General features: G+C 75.6%; 19 protein-coding genes. 10 read left to right on the forward strand and 9 right to left on the reverse strand.

Translation table 11 applies throughout. The features are described 5' to 3' along the window. Positions 1–8 precede the first annotated feature (8 nt). Together IE106_RS28795 and IE106_RS28800 are read right to left on the reverse strand one after the other, a co-directional pair. Positions 9–1,964 (reverse strand): AAA family ATPase, encoded by a 1,956-nt coding sequence (locus IE106_RS28795; protein ID WP_189538179.1) that lies wholly within the window; start codon positions 1,962–1,964, stop codon positions 9–11. A 392-nt stretch (positions 1,965–2,356) separates the two neighbouring features. Further along, on the reverse strand, positions 2,357–3,004 hold the full coding sequence (locus IE106_RS28800) for a uridine kinase family protein (protein WP_189538180.1): 648 nt from the start codon (positions 3,002–3,004) through the stop codon (positions 2,357–2,359). A 175-nt stretch (positions 3,005–3,179) separates the two neighbouring features. Between IE106_RS28800 and IE106_RS28805 the strand changes: the two genes are divergently transcribed. The 3 genes from IE106_RS28805 (at position 3,180) to IE106_RS28815 (ending at position 6,262) form a co-directional block, all read left to right on the forward strand. After that, positions 3,180–4,568, forward strand: a complete 1,389-nt coding sequence (locus IE106_RS28805; protein WP_189538181.1) for a C39 family peptidase — start codon at positions 3,180–3,182, stop codon at positions 4,566–4,568. Positions 4,569–4,714: 146 nt separating this feature from the next. Continuing rightward, a complete protein-coding gene (locus tag IE106_RS28810; protein WP_189538182.1) occupies positions 4,715–4,861 on the forward strand; it encodes an SCO1431 family membrane protein in 147 nt (48 codons plus the stop codon). A gap of 228 nt (positions 4,862–5,089) precedes the next feature. Beyond that, entirely contained in the window at positions 5,090–6,262 is a 1,173-nt protein-coding gene (locus IE106_RS28815) for an acyl-CoA dehydrogenase family protein (protein ID WP_189538183.1), read from the forward strand. A 163-nt stretch (positions 6,263–6,425) separates the two neighbouring features. On the opposite strand, the gene IE106_RS28820 is transcribed toward IE106_RS28815, so the two are convergent. Beyond that, on the reverse strand, positions 6,426–6,812 hold the full coding sequence (locus tag IE106_RS28820) for a hypothetical protein (protein WP_189538184.1): 387 nt from the start codon (positions 6,810–6,812) through the stop codon (positions 6,426–6,428). A 202-nt stretch (positions 6,813–7,014) separates the two neighbouring features. Here IE106_RS28820 and IE106_RS28825 point away from each other — a divergent pair, with 202 nt between their 5' ends. The 4 genes from IE106_RS28825 (at position 7,015) to fxsA (ending at position 11,123) form a co-directional block, all read left to right on the forward strand. Continuing rightward, positions 7,015–7,455 carry an Lrp/AsnC family transcriptional regulator gene (locus IE106_RS28825; RefSeq protein ID WP_189538185.1) on the forward strand — a complete coding sequence of 147 codons (441 nt, stop codon included), beginning with the start codon at positions 7,015–7,017 and terminating at the stop codon, positions 7,453–7,455. A 90-nt stretch (positions 7,456–7,545) separates the two neighbouring features. Continuing rightward, entirely contained in the window at positions 7,546–9,210 is a 1,665-nt protein-coding gene (locus IE106_RS28830; RefSeq protein WP_189538186.1) for an amidohydrolase, read from the forward strand. Positions 9,211–9,743: 533 nt separating this feature from the next. Then, entirely contained in the window at positions 9,744–10,517 is a 774-nt protein-coding gene (locus tag IE106_RS28835) for a polyprenol monophosphomannose synthase (protein ID WP_189538187.1), read from the forward strand. A 57-nt stretch (positions 10,518–10,574) separates the two neighbouring features. Beyond that, on the forward strand, positions 10,575–11,123 hold the full coding sequence (fxsA, locus tag IE106_RS28840; protein WP_189538188.1) for an FxsA family membrane protein: 549 nt from the start codon (positions 10,575–10,577) through the stop codon (positions 11,121–11,123). A gap of 177 nt (positions 11,124–11,300) precedes the next feature. Here the strand turns inward: fxsA and IE106_RS28845 are convergent, their stop codons facing one another. The 4 genes from IE106_RS28845 to yczE all read right to left on the reverse strand — a co-directional run bounded on the left by IE106_RS28845 (position 11,301) and on the right by yczE (position 14,846). Then, a complete protein-coding gene (locus IE106_RS28845; protein ID WP_010468770.1) occupies positions 11,301–11,675 on the reverse strand; it encodes an RNA polymerase-binding protein RbpA in 375 nt (124 codons plus the stop codon). Between the two features lie 276 nt (positions 11,676–11,951). Next, a complete protein-coding gene (locus tag IE106_RS28850; RefSeq protein ID WP_189538189.1) occupies positions 11,952–13,310 on the reverse strand; it encodes an MFS transporter in 1,359 nt (452 codons plus the stop codon). Between the two features lie 40 nt (positions 13,311–13,350). Further along, a complete protein-coding gene (locus tag IE106_RS28855) occupies positions 13,351–14,130 on the reverse strand; it encodes a glycerophosphodiester phosphodiesterase family protein (protein WP_189538190.1) in 780 nt (259 codons plus the stop codon). Beyond that, a complete protein-coding gene (gene yczE, locus IE106_RS28860) occupies positions 14,127–14,846 on the reverse strand; it encodes a membrane protein YczE (RefSeq protein WP_189538191.1) in 720 nt (239 codons plus the stop codon). The genes IE106_RS28855 and yczE overlap by 4 nt, the downstream gene beginning before the upstream one ends. A 102-nt stretch (positions 14,847–14,948) precedes the next feature. Here yczE and IE106_RS28865 point away from each other — a divergent pair, with 102 nt between their 5' ends. After that, positions 14,949–16,454: an SCO1417 family PLP biosynthesis transcription factor gene (locus tag IE106_RS28865; protein ID WP_189538192.1), complete on the forward strand. Its 1,506-nt coding sequence runs from the start codon at positions 14,949–14,951 to the stop codon at positions 16,452–16,454. A gap of 10 nt (positions 16,455–16,464) precedes the next feature. Here the strand turns inward: IE106_RS28865 and IE106_RS28870 are convergent, their stop codons facing one another. Both IE106_RS28870 and IE106_RS28875 read right to left on the reverse strand, forming a co-directional pair. Continuing rightward, positions 16,465–18,018: a hypothetical protein gene (locus IE106_RS28870; protein WP_189538193.1), complete on the reverse strand. Its 1,554-nt coding sequence runs from the start codon at positions 18,016–18,018 to the stop codon at positions 16,465–16,467. Between the two features lie 46 nt (positions 18,019–18,064). Continuing rightward, positions 18,065–18,259 (reverse strand): hypothetical protein, encoded by a 195-nt coding sequence (locus IE106_RS28875; RefSeq protein WP_189538194.1) that lies wholly within the window; start codon positions 18,257–18,259, stop codon positions 18,065–18,067. 223 nt (positions 18,260–18,482) lie between these two features. Between IE106_RS28875 and IE106_RS28880 the strand changes: the two genes are divergently transcribed. Both IE106_RS28880 and IE106_RS28885 read left to right on the forward strand, forming a co-directional pair. Next, positions 18,483–18,875 carry an ankyrin repeat domain-containing protein gene (locus IE106_RS28880; protein ID WP_189538195.1) on the forward strand — a complete coding sequence of 131 codons (393 nt, stop codon included), beginning with the start codon at positions 18,483–18,485 and terminating at the stop codon, positions 18,873–18,875. Between the two features lie 275 nt (positions 18,876–19,150). Further along, positions 19,151–20,569 carry a HEAT repeat domain-containing protein gene (locus IE106_RS28885; RefSeq protein ID WP_189538196.1) on the forward strand — a complete coding sequence of 473 codons (1,419 nt, stop codon included), beginning with the start codon at positions 19,151–19,153 and terminating at the stop codon, positions 20,567–20,569. The last annotated feature ends 155 nt before the right edge of the window (positions 20,570–20,724 follow it).

A 20,724-nucleotide genomic window follows, 5' to 3' on the forward strand; every position in this document is an offset into this window, starting at 1 on the left:
CCGCGCGGTCAGTACACCGGGGGCTGGGGGTCCTGCGGGTCGCGGCTGCCGGGGCCGCGGCCCGAGAGGACCTCGCCGTACGCCTGCATCAGGTCCGGCAGCCGCAGCGTCGCCAGGTCCTCCCGCGTCGGCGTCCCCGCGTACCCGGAGAGCCGCAGGTCGCGGTAGGCGCACGACTTCTCGTACAGGGTCCGCAGGAACCTGCCGTTGCCCAGCTCGTCGATCCAGTCCTGCTCCACGACGTGGCCGCTGATCGAGCGCAGCTCGTCGAGCGACTCCTCGTCCCACGCGTCGCCGTTGGCCGCCGCCAGCACCTTCCCGATCTCGGTGAGCTCCGCCGGCCGGTACGACGGGAAGTCGACCCGCGTGGTGAACCGGGACGACAGCCCCGGATTGGCGGCGAGCAGCCGGTCCATGCCCTCCGGGTAGCCGGCGAGGATCACCACCAGGTGGTCGCGGTTGTCCTCGGCGCGCTTCAGCAGGACCTGCAGCGCCTCGTCGCCGTACGCGTCGCCCTTGCTGTAGCCGGAGTTGGACAGCGAGTACGCCTCGTCGACGAACAGGACGCCGCCGAGCGCGGAGTCGATCAGCTCGTTGGCCTTCACCGCCGTCTGGCCCAGGAACTCCCCGACGAGGTCGGCGCGCTGGGCCTCCACGAGGTGGTCGCCGCCGAGCAGCCCCAGGGCGTAGAACACCCGGCCGAGGATGCGGGCGACGGTGGTCTTCCCGGTGCCGGAGGGGCCGGAGAAGACGAAGTGCCGCTTCGGCGGCTGTACGGGAAGTCCCTGGCCCGCCCGTAACCGGGCCATCTCCAGCTGCGCGGAGAGCGCCTTGACCTGCCGTTTCACCGGGTCGAGGCCGACCATCCGCTCCAGCTCGGCGAGCGCCCGCGCCAGCAGCGCCGGGTCCGTCGGGCTCGTCGGGAACGGCGGCGCCGGCCGCCCCGCCCCGGCCCCGCGCGCCTTCTCCCGCACGCCGCCGGGCGGTACGGGCGCGGCGGGCGGCGCCCCGGGGGCGGGCCCGCCCGGCCCGGTGGCCGCCCCGGACTGCTGCGGGATGACGGGGCCCGCGAGGTCCTGGTCCAGCCCCGGGTCCAGCAGGTCGGCGCCCGGCCCGCCGTCCGCCCCGGCGCCGGCCCCGGCGCCACCCGCCAGGGACACCGCCGCGAGGCCCGCGGTCTCCTCGGGCGACCCGTCGAAGCCGTCGTACTCGGCGATGGCCGCGAGCCGCGCCGCCGTGTCCATGAACGCCGGGTCCACCCGGTGCACCGCCCGGTACAGGGGCAGCGCGGCGGCGGTGCGCCCGGTCCCCTCGTGCGCCCGGGCGAGCCAGTAGCGCAGCTCCTTGCGCTGGGGCTGCTCGCTGCGGCACCGCATCAGGGCCGCCGACAGCAGCGGCTCGGCCTGCCCGTACATCTCCATCCGCACCCGCGCCATGCCGCCGAACAGCCCCGCCTCGATGCCCAGCAGCGGGTCGTCGACGAGGGGCTCGGTGTGCCGGACGAGCTGGTCCCAGTCCTTGACCAGGTACGCCCGGCAGGCGTGCAGGAACCGCACCTGCGGGTCGGCGTCCACGGGCGGCAGCCCCGCCAGCGCCCGGTCGAGCTCGGGGACGTGCCGGCCGTCGAGCCAGTGGGAGGCGTGGGCGAGCAGCAGGTCGCGGGGGCTCTCCAGCACCGGCTGCACCCACCAGCCGAGCCAGTACCAGGAGTTCAGCGTCCGCCGGTGGCGCCGCCGCTGCTCGCCGAACCGCTCGCGGTGGTGGTACATCCGCAGCAGCGCGGTCGTCGTGTCGACCCGCAGGGCGTGCAGCCCGAGCCAGGCGTCGGCCATGCCGGGGTCGATCCGCACGGCGGTGCGGAACTCCTCCTCGGCCTGGGGGTACGCGCCCATCGTGTAGGCGTCGACGCCGCGCAGCCAGGCGAGGTCGGCCGGGGCCTGCGTGCCCTGCGCGCCGATGTCCATCGGGTCCCCCCACCACACGTGTCCCCGGAGCCGTCCCGCCGCAGGCCTTCCGAACCGCCTTCGCGTGGACGGGCTTTGACCGCACCGGGTGCATCGTACCCGCGTGCACGGTGCGCGACTAAGGGCGCGACCAGCGCTCGGGGGGCGTTCACGGGGGCGCCGAAGGCGGTGACCGAGGGTGAGCGCCGGGTGGCCGGACCACCGCGGTGAACGGGGAAGGTGGGCAGAACGAAGCCCCCGATCACGGGGGAACAACCGGGGGCTTCGCGTCTGCGGCGACTCCGAAAAGCCGCACATTGAGAACGTAAGACCTGTACCGCCCCCCGGTCAAGCGAAGTTGAGGCAGTCTGAGCGGCCGATTTCCGACTCCCCCGGAAGCCCCCCGCCGATCGTCACGATGAGTGATGGGTCGGCTCCGAATCGGCGGCCGGAAGGCGCCTCGGCAGCCACAGGTAGCCCCCCTGGCACTCACGTATCAGGATGTCCGCGAACGGCAGGGACGGGTCATGGGCGAAATGGCGGGTCTCCGCCACTGTCCATCCGTCCCAGAAAGCGGACTGCGCGGGTCCGTCGCGGTGCCGTCCCCGCCGCCAGGACTCCTCGGGGGCGCGCTCCATCCACAGCAGCCGCGCCAGGTGGGGGCGGAGCGCCCGGCGCCCGGCGCCCACGCCCTCGACCAGGACGACCGGGGCGTGCGGCAGCCGCCGCGCCGGCCCGAACCGGCGGGCCTCCCAGTCGTAGGGGCGGTACTCCGCCGCCTCGCCGCGCGCGAACCGGTCGAGGACCTGCGCGCGCAGGCGGCCCGTCCACGCGAACAGCTCGTCGTGCGTGGCGAGGTCGTCGAGGTGGAGGACCGGCGCCCCGCCGAGGGCGTCCGCCAGCCGCGCGGCGAACGTCGACTTGCCGGACCCCGCGTGCCCGTCCACGGCGACGAGCCGCACGGGCCCGCAGGACGGCGGCAGGGCGCGCAGCCCGGCGGCGAGCGCCCCGAGGTCGGTGCGGCCGTCGGGGTCGGCGGGTCCGGCGGCGGCTTCGGGCATGCCGCCACCCTACCGACGCGCCCCGGCGGGTGCCGGGGCACCGCTGCCCGGGGGACCCGGGCGCGGATTGCCTGGCGGAGGCGGGGTCCGGCGGCGATAGTGGGCGGCGCCGACCCGTCTCCCGCGCACCACCGCGGGCCCGGACCGCAGCCGACCCGACAGGGGGAACGCCCGTATGCCCGAACCCACCTCGCGCAGGACCGTGCTCGCCGCCGCCCTCGCCACGGCCTCCGCCGCCGCCGTCGCGGCCCCCGCCGCCCCGGTCGCGGCCGCCGGCCCCGCCACCGCCCCGCACCCCGCCGCCCCGCGCCCCGCCGGCGGGGGCGGCGCCGAGCCGGTGATCGACAACCGCTTCTGGACCACCCACGCCGACTGGCGCTCCGGCACCGCCGAGGGCGTCCGCGCCGTCGCGGGACCCCGCCCCGGCATCGTCGTCGGCACCCCCGCCGGCCGTGCCGACCACACCGACCCGCACACCGGCACCACCGCCTCCTGGGAGTACGCCACCTGGACCTCCCCCCGCCACACCACGGCCGCCCCCGCCACCGAGCTGGTCGCGTCATGGAACGCCGACACGCCCGCCGGGACCTGGATCACCGTCGAGCTGTCCGCCGGCTACCCGGACGGCACCGACTCGCCGTGGTACGTGATGGCCCGCTGGGCCGCCGGCGACGGCGACATCCGCCGCGCCTCGGTGGACGGCCAGGGCGACGGCCGCACCAGCGTCTGGACCGACACCGTCGCGGTCGACGACCCGGCGAACGGGCCGCGCCCCACGTCGTACCGGCTCCGCGTCACCCTCCACCGCGCGCCCGGGAGCGGCCGCACGCCGACCGTGTGGAGGCTGGGCGCCATGGCCTCCGCCGTACCGGACCGCTTCACCGTCCCCGCCGCCGGGCACCGCGTGGCCCGCGAGCTGATCGTCCCGCGCTACTCCCAGAACACCCACGTCGGCCGGTACCCCGAGTACGACAACGGCGGCGAGGCGTGGTGCAGCCCCACCTCCTCGCAGATGGTCGTCGAGTACTGGGGCCGCCGCCCCACCGCCCGCCAGCTGGCCTGGGTGAACCCCGAGTACGCCGATCCGCAGGTCTGCCACGCCGCCCGCGCCACCTACGACAGCCGGTACGAGGGCTGCGGCAACTGGCCCTTCAACGCCGCCTACGCCGCGACCTACGACGGCATGAACGCCGTCGTGACCCGGCTGCGCTCGCTCGCCGACCTGGAGGCCCTCGTCGGCGCGGGCATCCCCGTGATCACCTCCCAGTCCTTCCTGGAGGGCGAGCTGACGGGCGCCGGCTACGGCACCGCCGGCCACCTGATGACCGTCGTCGGCTTCACGGCCGACGGCGACGTGATCGCCAACGACCCGGCGTCCCCGACCAACCAGGCCGTCCGCCGCGTCTACCGGCGGCGCGAGTGGGAGAACGTCTGGCTGCGCACCAGGCGCCACGACGCCGCCGGCAGGGTCGTCTCCGGCACGGGCGGCGTCTGCTACCTGTACTGGCCCGCCGAGGCGACCCCGGCCCAGCTCCGGGCCCTCGCGGACGCCGGGGTGCGCTAGGACGTGTCTTCGAGGGCGCTCCCCGGGCCGGGCGGCCGGGCCGGGGCCGGGGCGTGAGGAAGGTCTCTCCCCACGGGGGCCCTTCCGCTGGCACTGTGGAGGGGCACGGGGGGACGACCACAGCCGTACGACGTCAGCGAGATGCCATGACCGCCAACGCAGCCGCCGCCCCCTTCGTCCGCGCCCGCACCGGAGGCCCCCAGGACGACGGGCCCACGGTGCTCGAGCACGTCCTCGGCTGGGTCCTGGTCGTCGTCGTCGCCATGCTCGTCACCCGGGTCGGCCTCCTCTGACGCCTCCGGCGCCCCTTTCCCGCCGGGAAGTGAACGAGCGTTACCGAAGGGTGTCTTTCCGCTGGTGACGGGAGGCACCCGATCGGGCATACTCGTGCCGCCACAGCCGCTGAACTGCCGTTTCCGTGATCCGGAAGGGCAGCATCGGCGAAGCAGTGAGACCCGGCGGCGCCGCCCAACCCTTCGCGCGTGCCCGCCGCAGCGCCCGACAGGGAGGAGAGCGCCGCAATGCCCGACCGCGCCCCGCAGCCGGTGGACCGCCAGCTGCCCACGGAGGAGTCCAGGGATCTGATCGCCCTGGTGCGCGACGTCGTCCAGGGGGAGATCGCTCCCCGGGCGGCCGAGGAGGAGGAGGCCGGGCACTTTCCGCGCGAGGTCTTCTCCGTCCTCTCCGAAGCCGGACTGCTCGGCCTGCCCTACGACTCCGCCCACGGCGGCGGCGACCAGCCGTACGAGGTGTACCTCCAGGTCCTGGAGGAGCTGGCGGCCGCCCGCCTCACCGTCGGCCTCGGCGTCAGCGTCCACACCCTCGCCTGCCACGGCCTCGCCGGGTTCGGCACCAAGGAGCAGCAGGCCGAGCACCTGCCCGCGATGCTGGGCGGCGGCCTCCTCGGCGGCTACTGCCTCTCCGAGCCGTCCTCCGGTTCCGACGCCGCCTCCCTGCGCACCAAGGCCGTCCGCGACGGCGACGACTGGGTGATCACGGGCACCAAGGCGTGGATCACCCACGGCGGCGTCGCCGACTTCTACACGGTGATGGCGCGCACCGGCGCCGAGGGCCCGCGCGGCGTCACGGCGTTCCTCGTCCCCGGCGACGCGCGGGGGCTCACCGCCGCCGCGCCCGAGAAGAAGATGGGCATGAAGGGCTCGCCCACCGCCCAGATCCACTTCGACGGCGTCCGCGTCCCCGACTCCCGCCGGATCGGCGAGGAGGGCCAGGGCTTCACGATCGCCCTGTCGGCGCTGGACTCCGGGCGGCTGGGCATCGCGGCCTGCGCCGTCGGCGTCGCCCAGGCGGCACTCGACGAGGCCGTCGCGTACGCACGGGAGCGGCGCCAGTTCGGCCGGCCCATCGCCGACTTCCAGGGACTGCGCTTCCTGCTCGCCGACATGGCCACGCAGATCGAGGCGGGCCGCTCCCTGTACCTGGCCGCCGCCCGGCTGCGGGACGCGGGCCGGCCGTTCTCCCGGCAGGCGGCGATGGCCAAGCTGTTCTGCACGGACGCCGCGATGAAGGTCACCACCGACGCCGTCCAGGTGCTCGGCGGGTACGGCTACACCGCCGACTTCCCGGTGGAGCGCTACATGCGCGAGGCGAAGGTCCTGCAGATCGTCGAGGGCACCAACCAGATCCAGCGCGTGGTCATCGCCCGCCACCTCGCGGGCCCCGAGAGCCGCTGACCCCCCGCCGCGGGCCGGCGCCCGCCGCCCTCGGGGCGGCTCCCGGCCCGCGGCACCCCGCAGCGCCCCGCGGCCGCCGGCCCGCGCCGCGCCCCGGGCACGACGAAAGCCGCCCCGGCCGCGCTCGCGCGCGCCGGGGCGGAGGACTCGGGCCGGCGGGACGTCAGGCGGCGCGCCCCAGGCGCGGGGAGGCGCCGCGCATCCGCGGGACCTTGATCGGGCGGGACCCCGGCCCGCCCACGTGCGAGAACGGCTGCGTGCGCCAGTCGATCCCCTGAGGGAGCGTCAGCAGCAGTCCCATCTCCTGCTCCTGCGGCCCGGACTCCTCGTCGACGGGCCGGGTGTCCGACACCGGCCGTCCGGAACCGGTGCACACCGACAGGACGAACGGGTTCCACGGCGTCGGGCACAGCGCGTGCTCGGGCAGGGCGTCCTCGTCCGCGAGCAGTGCGATGGGCTGCGCGCAGTCCGGGCAGACGACCCGGAACATCTCGAACATGTCGTATGCGTCGAGCTCATCGGCCTCGACCGAATCAACAGGCTCCTGCATGGAGAATCTCCCCCTCAGGTGGGCCGACCAGGCATGCGGCCCCGACCACACCAAGCAATTCCCAGCGGACCCGGCCGATAACCGTCCCGTCCGGCACCACCGCGACCGTGGGCGTGTGGCATTGGTCACATGCCCCCCGCAGGTGCCCGTACGGCGACCGGCCGACTGGGCCGGAGGGGCGCCGGGGCAATAGGTTGACCGCATGGAGGAGCTGGATCGTCAGATCGTCGAGTTGCTCGTCAAGGACGGGCGCATGAGCTACACCGACCTGGGCAAGGCCACGGGCCTGTCCACCTCGGCGGTGCATCAGCGCGTCCGCCGCCTCGAACAGCGCGGCGTCATCCGCGGTTACGCCGCCGTCGTCGACCCCGAGGCGGTCGGCCTGCCGCTGACCGCGTTCATCTCGGTGAAACCCTTCGACCCCAGCGCCCCCGACGACATCGCGGACCGGCTCGCCGACATCTCCGAGATCGAGGCGTGCCACAGCGTGGCCGGCGACGAGAACTACATCCTCAAGGTCCGGGTGGCGACGCCGCTGGAGCTGGAGAACCTGCTCACCAGGATCCGCTCCCAGTCCGGGGTCTCCACGCGCACCACGGTGGTCCTCTCCACCCCCTACGAGGCGAGGCCGCCCCGCGTCTGACCCGCCGCGGCCGCCCGCCGCGCGACCGCCCCGGGGGCCGCGTCCGCCCCCGGCCGGACGCGGTCGCCGGCGCTGTCTACGCTGGTCACCATGACCGAGCGCCGACACCTTCCCCACGCCGCCGACCCCGCTCGAGCAGGGGAGACCCCCACCGTGCTGCTGCGCGGCGGAGAGGTCCACAGCCCCGCCGACCCCTTCGCCACCGCCATGCTCGTCGAGCGCGGCCACGTCGCCTGGGTGGGGTCGGAGGGCGCGGCCGACGCCTTCGCCTCCGGCGTGGACGAGGTGGTCGACCTCGAAGGCGCCCTGGTCACCCCCGCGTTCACCGACGCCCACGTGCACACCACCTCCACCGGGCTCGTCCTGACCGGCCTCGACCTGTCCGGCGCCCGCACCCTGGGCGAAGCGCTCGCACGCGTACGGGACTTCGCCGCCGCCCGGCCCGGCGACCGGGTCCTGCTGGGGCACGGCTGGGACGCCGCGCGCTGGCCCGAGCGGCGCCACCCGAGCCGTACCGAGCTCGACGAGGCGACCGGCGGCCGCCCCCTGTACCTCCCGCGGATCGACGTGCACTCCGCCGTCGTCACCACCGCGCTCCTCGACCTCGTCCCCGGCATCACGGCCCTCGACGGCTACCACCCGGACGCGCCCCTCACCGGCGCCGCCCACCACGCCGTCCGGGCCGCCGCGCACGGCGCGGTCACCCCGGCCCAGCGCGCCCGGGCCCAGCGCTCCGCCCTCCGCCACGCCGCGTCCCTCGGCATCGGCACCGTCCACGAGTGCGGCGGCCCGGACATCTCCGACGAGGGGGACTTCACCGCGCTGCTGGAGCTCGCCGGGGAGGAGGGGCTGCCCCGGGTCGTCGGCTACTGGGCCGAGGCCGTCACGGGCGCCGAGGACGCCCGGCGGGTCCGCGAACTGGGCGCCGCCGGCGCCGCCGGCGACCTCTTCGTCGACGGGTCGCTCGGCTCCCACACGGCCTGCCTCCACGAGCCGTACGCCGACGCCCCGCACACCGGCACCGCCCACCTCGACGCGGCCGCCGTCGCCGCCCACGTCGCCGCCTGCACCGAGGCCGGGCTCCAGGCCGGCTTCCACGCCATCGGCGACGCCGCGGTGACCGCCGTCGTGGACGGCGTCCGGGCCGCCGCCGAGACGGTCGGCCTGCACCGTGTCCGCGCCGCCCGGCACCGCGTCGAACACGCCGAGATGCTCACCCCCGAGACCATCGCCGCCTTCGCCGAGCTCGGCCTCACCGCCTCCGTCCAGCCCGCCTTCGACGCGGCCTGGGGCGGCGACGACGGCATGTACGCCGAGCGGCTCGGCGCCGAACGCGCCCGCACCCTCAACCCGTACGCGGCGCTGCTGCGCGCCGGCGTGCCGCTCGCCTTCGGCTCCGACAGCCCGGTCACCCCCCTGGACCCCTGGGGCACCGTCCGCGCCGCCGCCTTCCACCGCACGCCCGAGCACCGCGTCTCCGTCCGCGCCGCCTTCACCGCCCACACCCGCGGCGGCTGGCGGGCGGTCGGCCGCGACGACGCCGGCGTCCTCGTGCCCGGCGCGCCCGCCGACTACGCCGTCTGGCAGGCCGGTGACCTGGTCGTCCAGGCCCCCGACGACCGGGTCGCCCGCTGGTCCACCGACCCCCGCTCGGGGACGCCGGGCCTGCCCGACCTGACGCCCGGCAACCCGCTGCCGGTGTGCCTGCGCACGGTGGTCGGCGGACACACGGTGTTCGTACGACCGAACGAGTGAGACGGGGGCGCTCCGGCCGCCTGGGCGGCTCGCCGGGCGTTCCGCCACGACCTGCGGATCTTCCCGGCTGACCTGGGCGTTCACCCAAGCGTCGCAGGTGGCGCGGGTGTTGACAGGCAGCGGTGAACGGCGGGTAGGTTCGGCCGCGTCCACCACGGACGCCCGACCGGCCGAGCAGAGCCTTCCCGCAGCCGCGGAGCGCCGCTGGATCGCGGGGTGGTGTGCCGCACCGGCGCACCACCGCTGGGAGCCAGGTCCAGTGCCAGCGCCCCGCGGCGGCGGAGGTCTCCGGACGGGCGTCCCCCGGCCCCGGAGCCGGGGCGGGGTGCGACCCGGGTGGGGCCCGGACGTTCAGTAGACAACGGCTCTCGGACGACCCGCAGCCAGCGGGCCCCAAGGTCGGCCCGAAGGACGCCGGGCCCCCGTGCGGACCGGTGGGCGCCGCGCCCCGTCGCGCTCCGCCCGACGTCGTCGATCGTCCGCGCCGCGGGCTCGCTAAGGTGGGCATCCGCGCTAGGACGTAAGGGGCAGCAGTGAAAGACGACGGTCAGAGTCAGCGGCGGTACGGACCGCTGGGCAGAGCCTTGGTGATCATTCCGACCTACAACGAGGCGGAGAACATCGGGCCGATCGTCTCCCGGGTGCGGGCCGCCGTACCGGACGCCGACATCCTCGTCGCCGACGACAACAGCCCGGACGGCACCGGCAAGATCGCCGACGAGCTGTCCGTCGAGGACGAGCACGTCCACGTGCTGCACCGCAAGGGCAAGGAGGGCCTCGGCGCGGCCTACCTGGCGGGCTTCCGCTGGGGCATGGACCACGGTTACGGCGTCCTCGTCGAGATGGACGCCGACGGCTCCCACCGGCCCGAGGAACTGCCCCGGCTCCTCACCGCCCTGAAGGGGGCGGACCTCGTGCTCGGCTCCCGCTGGATCCCCGGCGGGCGGATCGTGAACTGGCCGAAGTCGCGGGAGTACCTCTCCCGGGGCGCCAGCGTCTACTCGCGGCTGCTGCTCGGCGTGCCGATCCGGGACGTCACCGGCGGGTTCCGGGCGTTCCGCACGGACACGCTGCGGGGGCTGGGCCTGGAGGACGTGGCGTCGCAGGGGTACTGCTTCCAGATCGACCTCGCCCGCCGGGCGGTCGCCGCCGGCTTCCACGTGGTGGAGGTGCCGATCACCTTCGTGGAGCGCGAGCACGGCGACTCCAAGATGAGCCGGGACATCGTCGTCGAGGCGCTGTGGCGGGTCACCGCCTGGGGCGTGACCGCCCGCGCCGGCCGCCTGACGGGCCGCGAACGCCGCTGACGTCCCCCGGACGGGGGCTTTACGCCGTCCTGTCACGGCCCCAGGCACACTGGGGGCATGACGACCGGTGCACCGCTGCCTCCGACCCGCGGGCGCTCTCGCGCCCGCACCCTCGTACCCCTCGGCCTGGCCGCCTGGCTGGTGCTGGAGGTCTGGCTGCTGACCCTGGTGGCGGACGCCGCGAGCGCCTTCGCGGTGCTCGCCCTGCTGGCGGGCGCCGGGGTCCTCGGCGCGACCGTGGTGAAGCGGGCCGGGCGCCGGGCCTTCACGGCGCTCACCGAGACGCTCCAGCGGCAGCGGGCGGGCGGGGAGCCGACCGCGGCCGAGAAGGGCAGCGCCGGCAACGGCATGCTGATGCTCGGCGGTCTGCTGCTGATGCTGCCGGGCCTGGCCTCCGACGCCTTGGGCCTGCTGCTCCTGGTCCCGCCGGTGCGCACGGCCGTGGCCCGCTTCGCGGAACGCGCCCTGGACCGCCGCGTGGGCACGGCCCTGCGGCAGGCCCGCATCCACCGCCCGGACGGCAAGGTGGTCCCGGGCGAGGTGGTCCGCGACCACCCCGGGGACCCGGCGGGCCCCCGGGACGCCCGCCCGCCGCTGACCTCCTGACGGCCGCCGGCCCCCGGCGCCGCCGTACCGCGTCCGCCCGCCGCCCCGTCCGGGGGCGGCGGGCGGACGGGCGCGGGGCGTGCGGCCGGGAGTAGGCGGGCACGCGAAAGCCGCGGGGCGCGGTACGTCATGACGTACCGCGCCCCGCGGCTTTCGCGTGCGGCGGGTGTCAGCCCGTCACGCGGACTTCCTGCTGTCGCGCGGATGCACGGCGATGTTCATGGCGCCGGAACGCAGGACCGCCAGCCGTTCGGCCAGCACCTCTTCCAGCTCCTCGCGCGTGCGCCGCTCCATCAGCATGTCCCAGTGCGTACGCGCGGGCTTCGCCTTCTTCTCCTCGGGGCCGTCGCCGTCCACCAGGAGCGCCTGGCTCCCGCAGACCTTGCACTCCCACTCCGGCGGGATCTCCGCCTCGACCGAGAACGGCATCTCGAAACGATGCCCCTTCTCGCATGCGTACTCCACCGCCTGGCGCGGGGCCAGATCGATGCCGCGGTCGGTCTCGTAGCTGGTCACCACGAGGCGCGTGCCGCGAAGAGCTCGCTCACTCATGAATCGTGCCTCCCGGGCTTGTCGCCCACAGGACAGGTGTCGCTGTCGTCGTCATCCGGTCAACGTCCGGTCGGCGGTAAAGATTCCCGTTGCGGGTCATGCGTCGCCCGTCGTGCCGCCCCTTTTTGTACCCACCAATGCCCGGTTTGTCACATCTGGCGGTAGATGTCACCCAGTGCTTTCGTCATCCGAGCACGCAGTAACGGTCCGCCTGGCAGGCCAAAGGCGTACACTACCGGCCTTTCACTCCGCCGTCTAAACCGGTCCCCCATTCGATCAGATCCGTTCGGGTACCGGATTGCCCGCGGCGGCCACCGCGCGCCGCACCGGCACGCGTGCGAGCAGGGCGAACCCCGCCACGAAGAACAGCACCAGCGAGACGATCGCGTCCCGGTAGCTGCCGGTCAGCTGGTAGGCGAGCCCGAACACCAGCGGCCCCAGCCAGCTCAGCCCGCGGTCGCTCATCTCGTACGCCGAGAAGTACTCCGCCTCCTTGCCGCGCGGCACCAGGTGCGAGAACAGCGACCGCGACAGCGCCTGGCTGCCGCCCAGCACCAGCCCGATGGCCGCCGCCAGCGCGTAGAACCAGGCCGGCGCCCCGGCGGGCAGGAGGTACCCGGCGGCCAGGATCAGCGTCCACACGGCCAGCGACGCCAGGATCGTCCGCTTCGCGCCGTACGAGCGGGCCAGCCGCCCCATGCCGAGCGCCCCCGCCACCGCCAGCACCTGCACCAGGAGCACCGCCGTGATCAGCGTCGTCTGGTCCAGGCCCAGCTCCTCCGAGCCGTACACCGACGCCTGGGAGATCACGGTCTGCACGCCGTCGTTGTAGACGAGGTACGCCAGCAGGAACGACAGCGTCAGCGGATGGCGCCGCATGTCCCGCAGCGTGGCCGCCAGCTGCCGCCACCCCGACCCGACCGCGCCCGCGCCGCCCGGCGCCACCCGCCGGTCCCGCAGCCGCCTCAGCGGCACGAGCGTGAAGGCGCCCCACCACAGGCCGGCCGACGCCAGGCAGATCCGCACCGCGGCCGACTCCGAGAGCCCGAACGACGCGTGCCCGGTGTAGAGCACCAGGTTCAGGACCAGGACCAGCGCGCCCGACGTGTACCCGAACGCCCACCCCCGCGACGAGACCGCGTCGCGCTCCTCCGGCCCGGCGATCTGCGGCAGGTACGCGTTGTAGAGGGCCATCGACACGGCCAGCGACGCGTTCGCGAGGATCAGCAGGAGCGCGCCCAGCAGGTAGCGGTCCCCGTCCAGGAAGAACATCCCCGCCGTGGCGCCCGCCCCCGTGTACGCGGCGGCCGCCAGCAGCGGCTTCTTCCGGCCCGTGCGGTCCGCCGCCGCCCCCGCCAGCGGCATCACCAGCACCGCGAGGACGATCGACAGGGAGACGGAGTACGCGAAGACCGACCCGGCCCGCACCGGGACGCCCAGCGGGTGCACGAAGCCGTCCGCGTCGGCCGCCGCCTTCGCCACCGACGTCAGGTACGGCCCGAGGAACACGGTCAGGACGCTCGTCGAGTACACCGAGCACGCGAAGTCGTAGAAGTACCAGCCGCGCCGCTCGCGCCGGCGGTCGGGCGGCGGCGCCGCGGCGTGCGCGTCCCGGTCGGTGGTCTCGGCGCTCACACGTGCCCCCTCGATCGTCCCGCCCCCGGTCCGCACCGGGTCAGACCCACGCTCCCCGGCCGGTGAGCACCGTACGCAGCGTCTCCAGATGATCGGTCATGATGCCATCGACGCCCAGGTCCAGGAGAGAGTCCATCCGCACCGGATCGTTGACCGTCCAGACGTGCACCTGGAGCCCGCGCGCGTGCGCCTCGCGGACGAAGCGCCGGTCGACCACCCGGACCCCGCCCTGGGTCTCCGGCACCTGCGCGGCGACGGCGCCCGCGCGCAGCGCCGCCGGTATCCCGTACGAGCGCAGCCGCAGCCCGACGACGCCCCGCACCCCGAGCGACGTGGCCAGCCGCCCGCCCGCCGCCCTCTGCGCCCTGGCCACCCGCCCCTCGTCGAACGAGCCCACGCACACCCGGTCCCAGCCGTTCGTCCGGCGGATCAGCGCGACCAGCGGGGCGAGCGCCGACTCGGCCTTCAGGTCCACGTTCCAGCGGGCCCCGGGGAACTCCTCGAGCAGCTCCTCGAAGAGGGGCAGCGGCTCGCGGCCCGCCACGCGGGCCCGCCGGACCTCGCTCCACGGCAGCCGGGCGATCCGCCCCCGCGCGTCGGTGACCCGGTCGAGGGTGGCGTCGTGGAACGCGACGAGCCTGCCGTCCGCCGTGGTGTGCACGTCCGTCTCGAAGTAGCGGTACCCGGCGCCGGCGGCCCGCCGGAACGCGGCCGCGGTGTTCTCCAGCCCGTCCGCCGCACCGCCGCGGTGGGCGAACGGGATGGGGGAGGGGTGGTCCAGGTACGGGTGGCCCGGTCGGGGGCGCGGTAGGCGAGTCACCGCGGCAGTATCACCCGATCAGGTGACCCCGAGGCGACCACGGTGCTGCCGGCCGCCGTACCGGGAGCGGCGTCGGGCGCGGCCTCCGGCACGGCGAACAGGCGCAGCGCCAGCTGGGCGAGCGGCCCGATCGCCAGGGCGTACAGCACCGTGCCGACGCCGAGGGAGCCGCCGAGGAGGAAGCCGGTGGCGACGACGCCGACCTCCAGGAGGGTGCGGATCAGCCGGATCGAGCGGCCGGTCAGCCGGTGCAGGCCGGTCATCAGGCCGTCGCGCGGGCCCGGTCCGAAGCGGGCGGCGATGTAGAGGCCGGTCGCCAGGCCGTTGAGGACCACGCCGGACACCATCAGCGCGATCCGGATGGGCAGGCCCTCGGCGTCCGGGACGACGGCGAGGGTGGCGTCCATCGCGGCCCCGATGAGCAGGACGTTGGCGACGGTGCCCAGGCCCGGCCGCTGCCGGAGCGGGATCCACAGCAGCAGCACGACGGCGCCCATGATCGTCACGACGACGCCGATCGACAGCCCGGTGAGCCTCGACAGGCCCTGGTGGAGGACGTTCCACGGCTCCAGGCCGAGGCCGCTGCGGACGAGGAGCGCCGAACTGGCGCCGTACAGCAGGAGCCCGGCGGTGAGCTGCGTGAGCCGGCGCGGGATCCGCCGCCCCCGCGGCCGACCGTCGGGCCCGGACGGCGAAGCGGACGAGGATCGGGACACGGTGTACCCCCCGGTTGCTGGTGTGGTGGACTGGCCTATGACACTCTCTGGCGTGCGATTGGATGCCAACCACGGCCAATCCGAGGAAGGTGGACTGAAATCATGGCTCAGTGGACTTCGGCGGTGGGGCCCGCCCAGTTGGCCCGCCAGCTGACCGCGCAGCAGCCCAGGCCCGCCGGCCCCGGCACGCGCAGGCCGCCCGCCTACCGCGCCCTGGCCGACGGGATCCGCCTCCTCGTCCTGGAGGGCCGCGTCCCGGTCGCCGCCCGCCTCCCCGCCGAGCGGGAACTGGCCCTCGCCCTCTCCGTCAGCCGCACCACCGTCGCCGCGGCGTACGAGGCGCTGCGCGCGGAGGGCTTCCTGGAGTCGCGGCGCGGCGCCGGCAGCTGGACCACCGTGCCCGCCGGCAACCCGCTGCCGGCCCGCGGCCTGGAACCGCTGCCGCCCGAGTCGCTCGGCTCGATGATCGACCTCGGCTGCGCGGCGCTGCCCGCCCCCGAGCCCTGGCTCAGCCGCGGCTTCCAGGGCGCCCTGGAGGAGCTGCCCCCCTACGCGCACACCCACGGCGACTACCCCGCGGGCCTGCCCGCGCTGCGCCGCACCCTCGCCGACCGGTACACGGCGCGCGGCATCCCCACGATGCCCGAACAGATCATGGTGACGACCGGGGCGATGGGCGCGATGGACGCGATCTGCCACCTGTTCGCCGGGCGCGGCGAGCGGATCGCCGTGGAGTCGCCCTCGTACGCCAACATCCTCCAGTTGATGCGGGAGGCCGGCGCCCGGCTGGTGCCCGTCGCCATGGCCGAGGGCCTGTCCGGCTGGGACCTGCCCCGCTGGCGGCAGGTCCTGCGGGACGCCGCGCCCCGGCTCGCGTACGTCGTGGCCGACTTCCACAACCCGACCGGCGCGCTCGCGGACGAGGACCAGCGGCGGGCGCTGGTCGACGCGGCCCGGTCGGCGGGCACGGTCCTCGTGGTCGACGAGACGATGTCGGAGCTGCGCCTGGAGGAGGGCCTGGAGATGCCGCGCCCCGTCTGCGCCTTCGACCCGGCGGGCAGCACGGTGCTGACGGTCGGCTCGGCGAGCAAGGCGTTCTGGGCCGGCATGCGGATCGGCTGGGTGCGCGCCGCGCCCGACGTGATCCGCTCGCTCGTCGCCGCCCGCGCCTACGCGGACCTGGGCACGCCGGTCCTGGAACAGCTGGCCGTCAACTGGCTGATGGGCAGTGACGGCTGGACGGAGGCGGTCGCGCTCCGCCGCGCCCAGGCCCGCGAGAACCGGGACGCGCTGGTCGCCGCCGTCCGCCGCGAGCTGCCGGGCTGGGACTTCGAGGTGCCGCTCGGCGGGCTCACCCTGTGGGTGCGCACCGGGGGCCTGTCCGGCTCGCGCCTGGCGGAGGCCGGGGAGCGCGTCGGCGTGCGCGTCCCGTCCGGGCCCCGCTTCGGCGTGGACGGCGCCTTCGAGGGGTACGTGCGGCTGCCGTTCACGGTGGGCGGGGCGGTCGCCGACGAGGCCGCCGTACGCCTGGCGGCCGCCGCCCGCGCGGTCCGGTCGGGGGCGGCCGGCGGACCGGTGGCGGAGGAGCCGCGGACGTTCGTGGCCTGACGCCGGGAGGTCAGCCCGGGACGGCGGCCCCGCCCGCCGGGAGCGGGTCCTCGTGCGCGGGCCGCTCCGGGAGGAGGTCGAGCACCGCCCGGCGGTGGGCCTCCGGCGTCGCCTCGTCGTACGGGTCGGGGGTGGCCGGCACCTGCACGCGCACGACCGGCCCGGCGCCCAGGCGCGCGTAGCCCCGGCCCGGGGGGACCTCGGGCGGCGGCGTCGTGTGGGGCGGGGCGCCCAGGACCGCCGCGAGCTGGTCGACGGGGGCCGAGCCGAGCGTCACGCGGGCGCGGGTGTGGGCCCGCACGGTGTCGCCGAGCGCGTCGACGGTGTCGAACTGCTCGGCCACCACCACCGTCACGGACACCGCCCGGCCGTGCCGCAGCGGCACCTGGAGGAGCTCCTGCGGGCCCGTACGGTCCGCGGCGGCCGCCAGGTCGGCGAGGACGGTCGGCCGGTCCAGCAGGACCCACAGCGGCCGCCGCACCTCCGCCGGTGCCGGTTCGCCCGCCCGCCGGGCCTGGTGCGCGGCGGCCAGGCGCCGCTTCGTCTCGTGGGCCACCCACTCCAGGGCGTTCAGCGCGCCGGCCGGGCCGCCCTCGACCCCCAGCACGCCCCGCCTGCCCACCAGGCACGCGTACTCACCGGTCCCGAAGCCCTCCAGGACCACCACCTCCCCGTCGTGCTGGAGCGCCTGGAGGGCCACGGACCGCAGCAGGGTGCTGACGCCCCCGCCGGGCTGGCCCACCACCAGCAGGTGCGGCTCGGTCGAGCGCGGCCCGGTGCGCCACACCACCGCCGGGGCGTCCCGCGTCGCCTCGCCGTCGCGGACCGGGACCGTCCGCTGCACGGCGTCGGCGTCCGTGAAGCCCAGCACCGTCTCGCCGGGCACCGTCACGAACCGCTGGGCGGCGACCGACGCCGGGAGCGCGGGCAGCACGGTCATCAGCAGCTGGTTGCCCTCCTCGTCCCAGTCGAAGCGGTACTCGCGGCCGCGGCCCGACTTGGTGTGCAGCAGCCGCTCGATCCGGGCGCGCGCGACCGGGTCGCCGTCCGGGAAGTACGCCGGGTACGAGACGCGCAGCCGGGCCGGCCGGCCGTCCGCGTCGAACGCGAGGTCCCCGAAGACCCCGTTCCACTCCCCGCCGTGGGTGAACAGCGGGCTCGGGTCGCCGGGCGCCGAGAAGTGCGGCACCAGGGCTTCGTACAGCGCCCGCAGCCGCTTCGCCCCGGCCTCGTCGGGTCCGGTCCGGGCGGCGGGCCGCTCCCTGCCCTTCCACGCCGCCGCGCCCATCAGCGACACGAGCGCCAGCAGGGGCCCGTACGGCATCAGCACGACGCCCAGGACGCACGCGGCACCCAGCAGCAGCGTGGGACCGCGCCGCTCCCGGGGGGTCGCCGCCCACGTGGCGCGTCCGGCCGCCGCCAGCTTCCGCAGCCCGCGCGAGACCGTGATCAGCGGATGGAGCACGTCGGTGGCGCCCTCGGCGGCCGTGCGCGCCATCTCTCGGCCGCGGGCGAGCGAGGCGCCGCCGCCTCTGGGGAAGCGGGGGAGGGGTCGCCGGGCCACGTCGTCTCCTGGGGTTCGTGGAAGGGCAGGGCGGGGAGGTAAGGCGTCAGAAGTTGATGCCGCCGAGGAGGCTGGCGAGGCTCTGCCCGCCCGCCGTGATGCTCGGTGCGATCGCGGTGCCCGCCAGGTAGAAGCCGAACAGCGCGCAGACGAGGGCGTGGGACGCCTTGAGCCCGTCCTTCTTGAAGAAGAGGAAGACGATGACGCCGAGCAGGACCACGCCTGAAATGGACAGGATCATGAGGGTTCTCCTGGTTGAGGGGACGGTCACCATGAGTCATTCCAGGCTCACAGGAAGCATCTATGTGATAAAAGGTGCAAATGGGTGAATCAGCGGCGTTTTCACTTGACTGGCGCACGTCGGGCCCTGCTCCGGCGGGGCAGTACCCTGTCGGTTCACTCGTACGGCTGACCTCGCCGTACGCACGGAGACACAGCGGAAACAGCAGGAAAGGCGGGCCCCGATGAGCGAGAACCCCGACCCCGAGGTCGTCGACCTCGCGTCGAAGATCTTCGACCTGGCGCGGCGCGGCGAGGCCGGCACGCTCGCCGCCTACGTCGACGCGGGCGCCCCCGCGAACCTCACCAACGACAAGGGCGACTCCCTCGTGATGCTCGCCGCCTACCACGGCCACGCCTCGGCCGTGGAGGCCCTGCTCGCCCGCGGCGCCGACCCGAACGCCGCCAACGACCGCGGCCAGACCCCTCTCGCCGGCGCCGTCTTCAAGGGCGAGGACGCCGTCATCCGCGCCCTGCTGGCCGGCGGCGCCGACCCGGAAGCCGGCACTCCGTCCGCCGTGGACACCGCCCGGATGTTCGGGAGGACGGAGCTCCTGGCGCTGTTCGGCACCCGGTGAACGGGCCGGAAACGGGCAGCGAACCCCGGACGGACACGACGCCGTAAATGTGGTCGCGGCGGCGAAATCGCTGGGTCATCATGACGACGGGCCCGCAGGGGGCCACCGACGAGAAGGCAGAGGCAGAGGAAGATGGTCGACACCAAGCAGAAGACGACGGGCGGTCTCCCATGGCGCCGCGCGGCCTAGCCGATCATCGGCAATCAACCCACCCGGTTGCTTCGGGACACCCGACCGCGCCCGTTGCGTCGACAGCTTGATGTGAGGCGTTTTCCATGTTCGAACCCGTCATAGCGCCGAGCGGCACCCTGCTCGGCCTGCTGCAGAGGGGCCGCGGCGACGGCACGCTGCACGCGCTGGCCGCGCCACGCACCGAGGCGCTCGCCGCCCTCGACCACTGTGTCCTCCACGACCCCCGCCAGGACTGGCAGGTCGAGAACCGCTCCCTCTACTACGCGCGCCTCTACCTCGACCTGCACGGCGGACTCGAGGCGATCGAGGACCACCTGTTCGGCGCCGACGACCTGCTCGACACCGAGGAGTGCCGGACCGGCCTCGCGCTGTCCGTGCTCGGCCACCTCGCCTCGTACGGCCGCCGCGACGCCCTGCTGCTGCTGCGCCGCTACACCGCGACCGGCGGCAACTGGGCGTGGGCCCTCGACGAGCTGGCCCTCCGCGACGACGACGCCGCGCTGCGCGGCCTCGCCGACGCCGTCCTGGCCCGCTTCCCGGCCACCCCCGAGGGCGACGCCGCGCTGGCCGCCGCCGTCCGCGACGCCTACGAGCCCCGCCCCTGGCGGCTGTGGGGCGAGGATCCGCGCGACGCCGTGGGCGGCCGGGTGCGCGCCGCCCGCGAGCAGGGCTCCTTCGACCGCTGGCAGCGCCAGATGAGACCGACCGGGCCCCGCCCCGGCTGGAGCGTCCAGGCCGTCTTCGACTGGGCCCAGCAGGGACTGGAGCGCGGCAGCGTCCTGCACGTGCCGGCCGCCCGCTGCCTCACCGCCGTGGCGGGCCCCGACGACCGGCCGCTGATCCTGGAGGCCGCCCGCGGCGGCCCCGACGGCGCCCGCTGCGCCGCCCTGCACTACCTCGTCGAGGGCCGCGACCCGGCCGTGCTCGACCTGATCGAGGCCGCCGCGGGCAGCCCGTCCCGCACCGTCGCCGAGGCCGCCGTCGCCGCCTTCGAGCGCATGTGCGGCGAAGCGGCCGTCGACCGGGCGCGCGGCTGGGTGCACCGGCCCGACGCGCTCGGCACGTCCGCCGGCGGCGTGCTGGCCGCCCGCGGCGGCGAACGGGACGCCCCGCTCGTCCTCGGCGCGCTGCGCCAGGCCGTCCGCACGGACGGCCCCGACGCGCTCTCGCTGTACCCGCTCGTCGACGGCGCCGGCCGCCTCGGCATCGGCTGCGCCGCCCCCGTGCTGCGGCACGTCTACCGCGAGACCGCCTCCTCCGCGCTGCGCGGCCGCGCCGCCCGCGCCCTCGCCGCGACCGACCCGTCCTTCCGGACCGGCTTCGCCGTCGAGTGCCTGTGGGACTGCGAGGAGACCACGCGGGAGGTCGCCGCCCTGCACGCCGAGACCGGGGACGTACGCGTCGCCGAGCGGCTGCGCAGGCTCGCCGCCGACCCGGCGGAGGAGGACGAGGTGCAGACCGCCGTGCGCAGCCGCATCGGCCCCGACGCGCCGGCCGTCTGACCCGCCGGGCCCAGGCCCTCCCCGCCGGCCCGCCGACCGCCCGGCGGGGAGGTCCTACGGGCCCCGCGGCGCGCACGCGCGGCACGCCGGCGGCCGCTACGGTCGGGCGCCATGGGCCACGACCCCGCGGTGCGCACGCGCGGCACGCCGCGGCG

Origin of the sequence: Streptomyces roseolilacinus (assembly GCF_014649335.1) — a bacterium.
GTDB lineage: Bacteria > Actinomycetota > Actinomycetes > Streptomycetales > Streptomycetaceae > Streptomyces > Streptomyces roseolilacinus.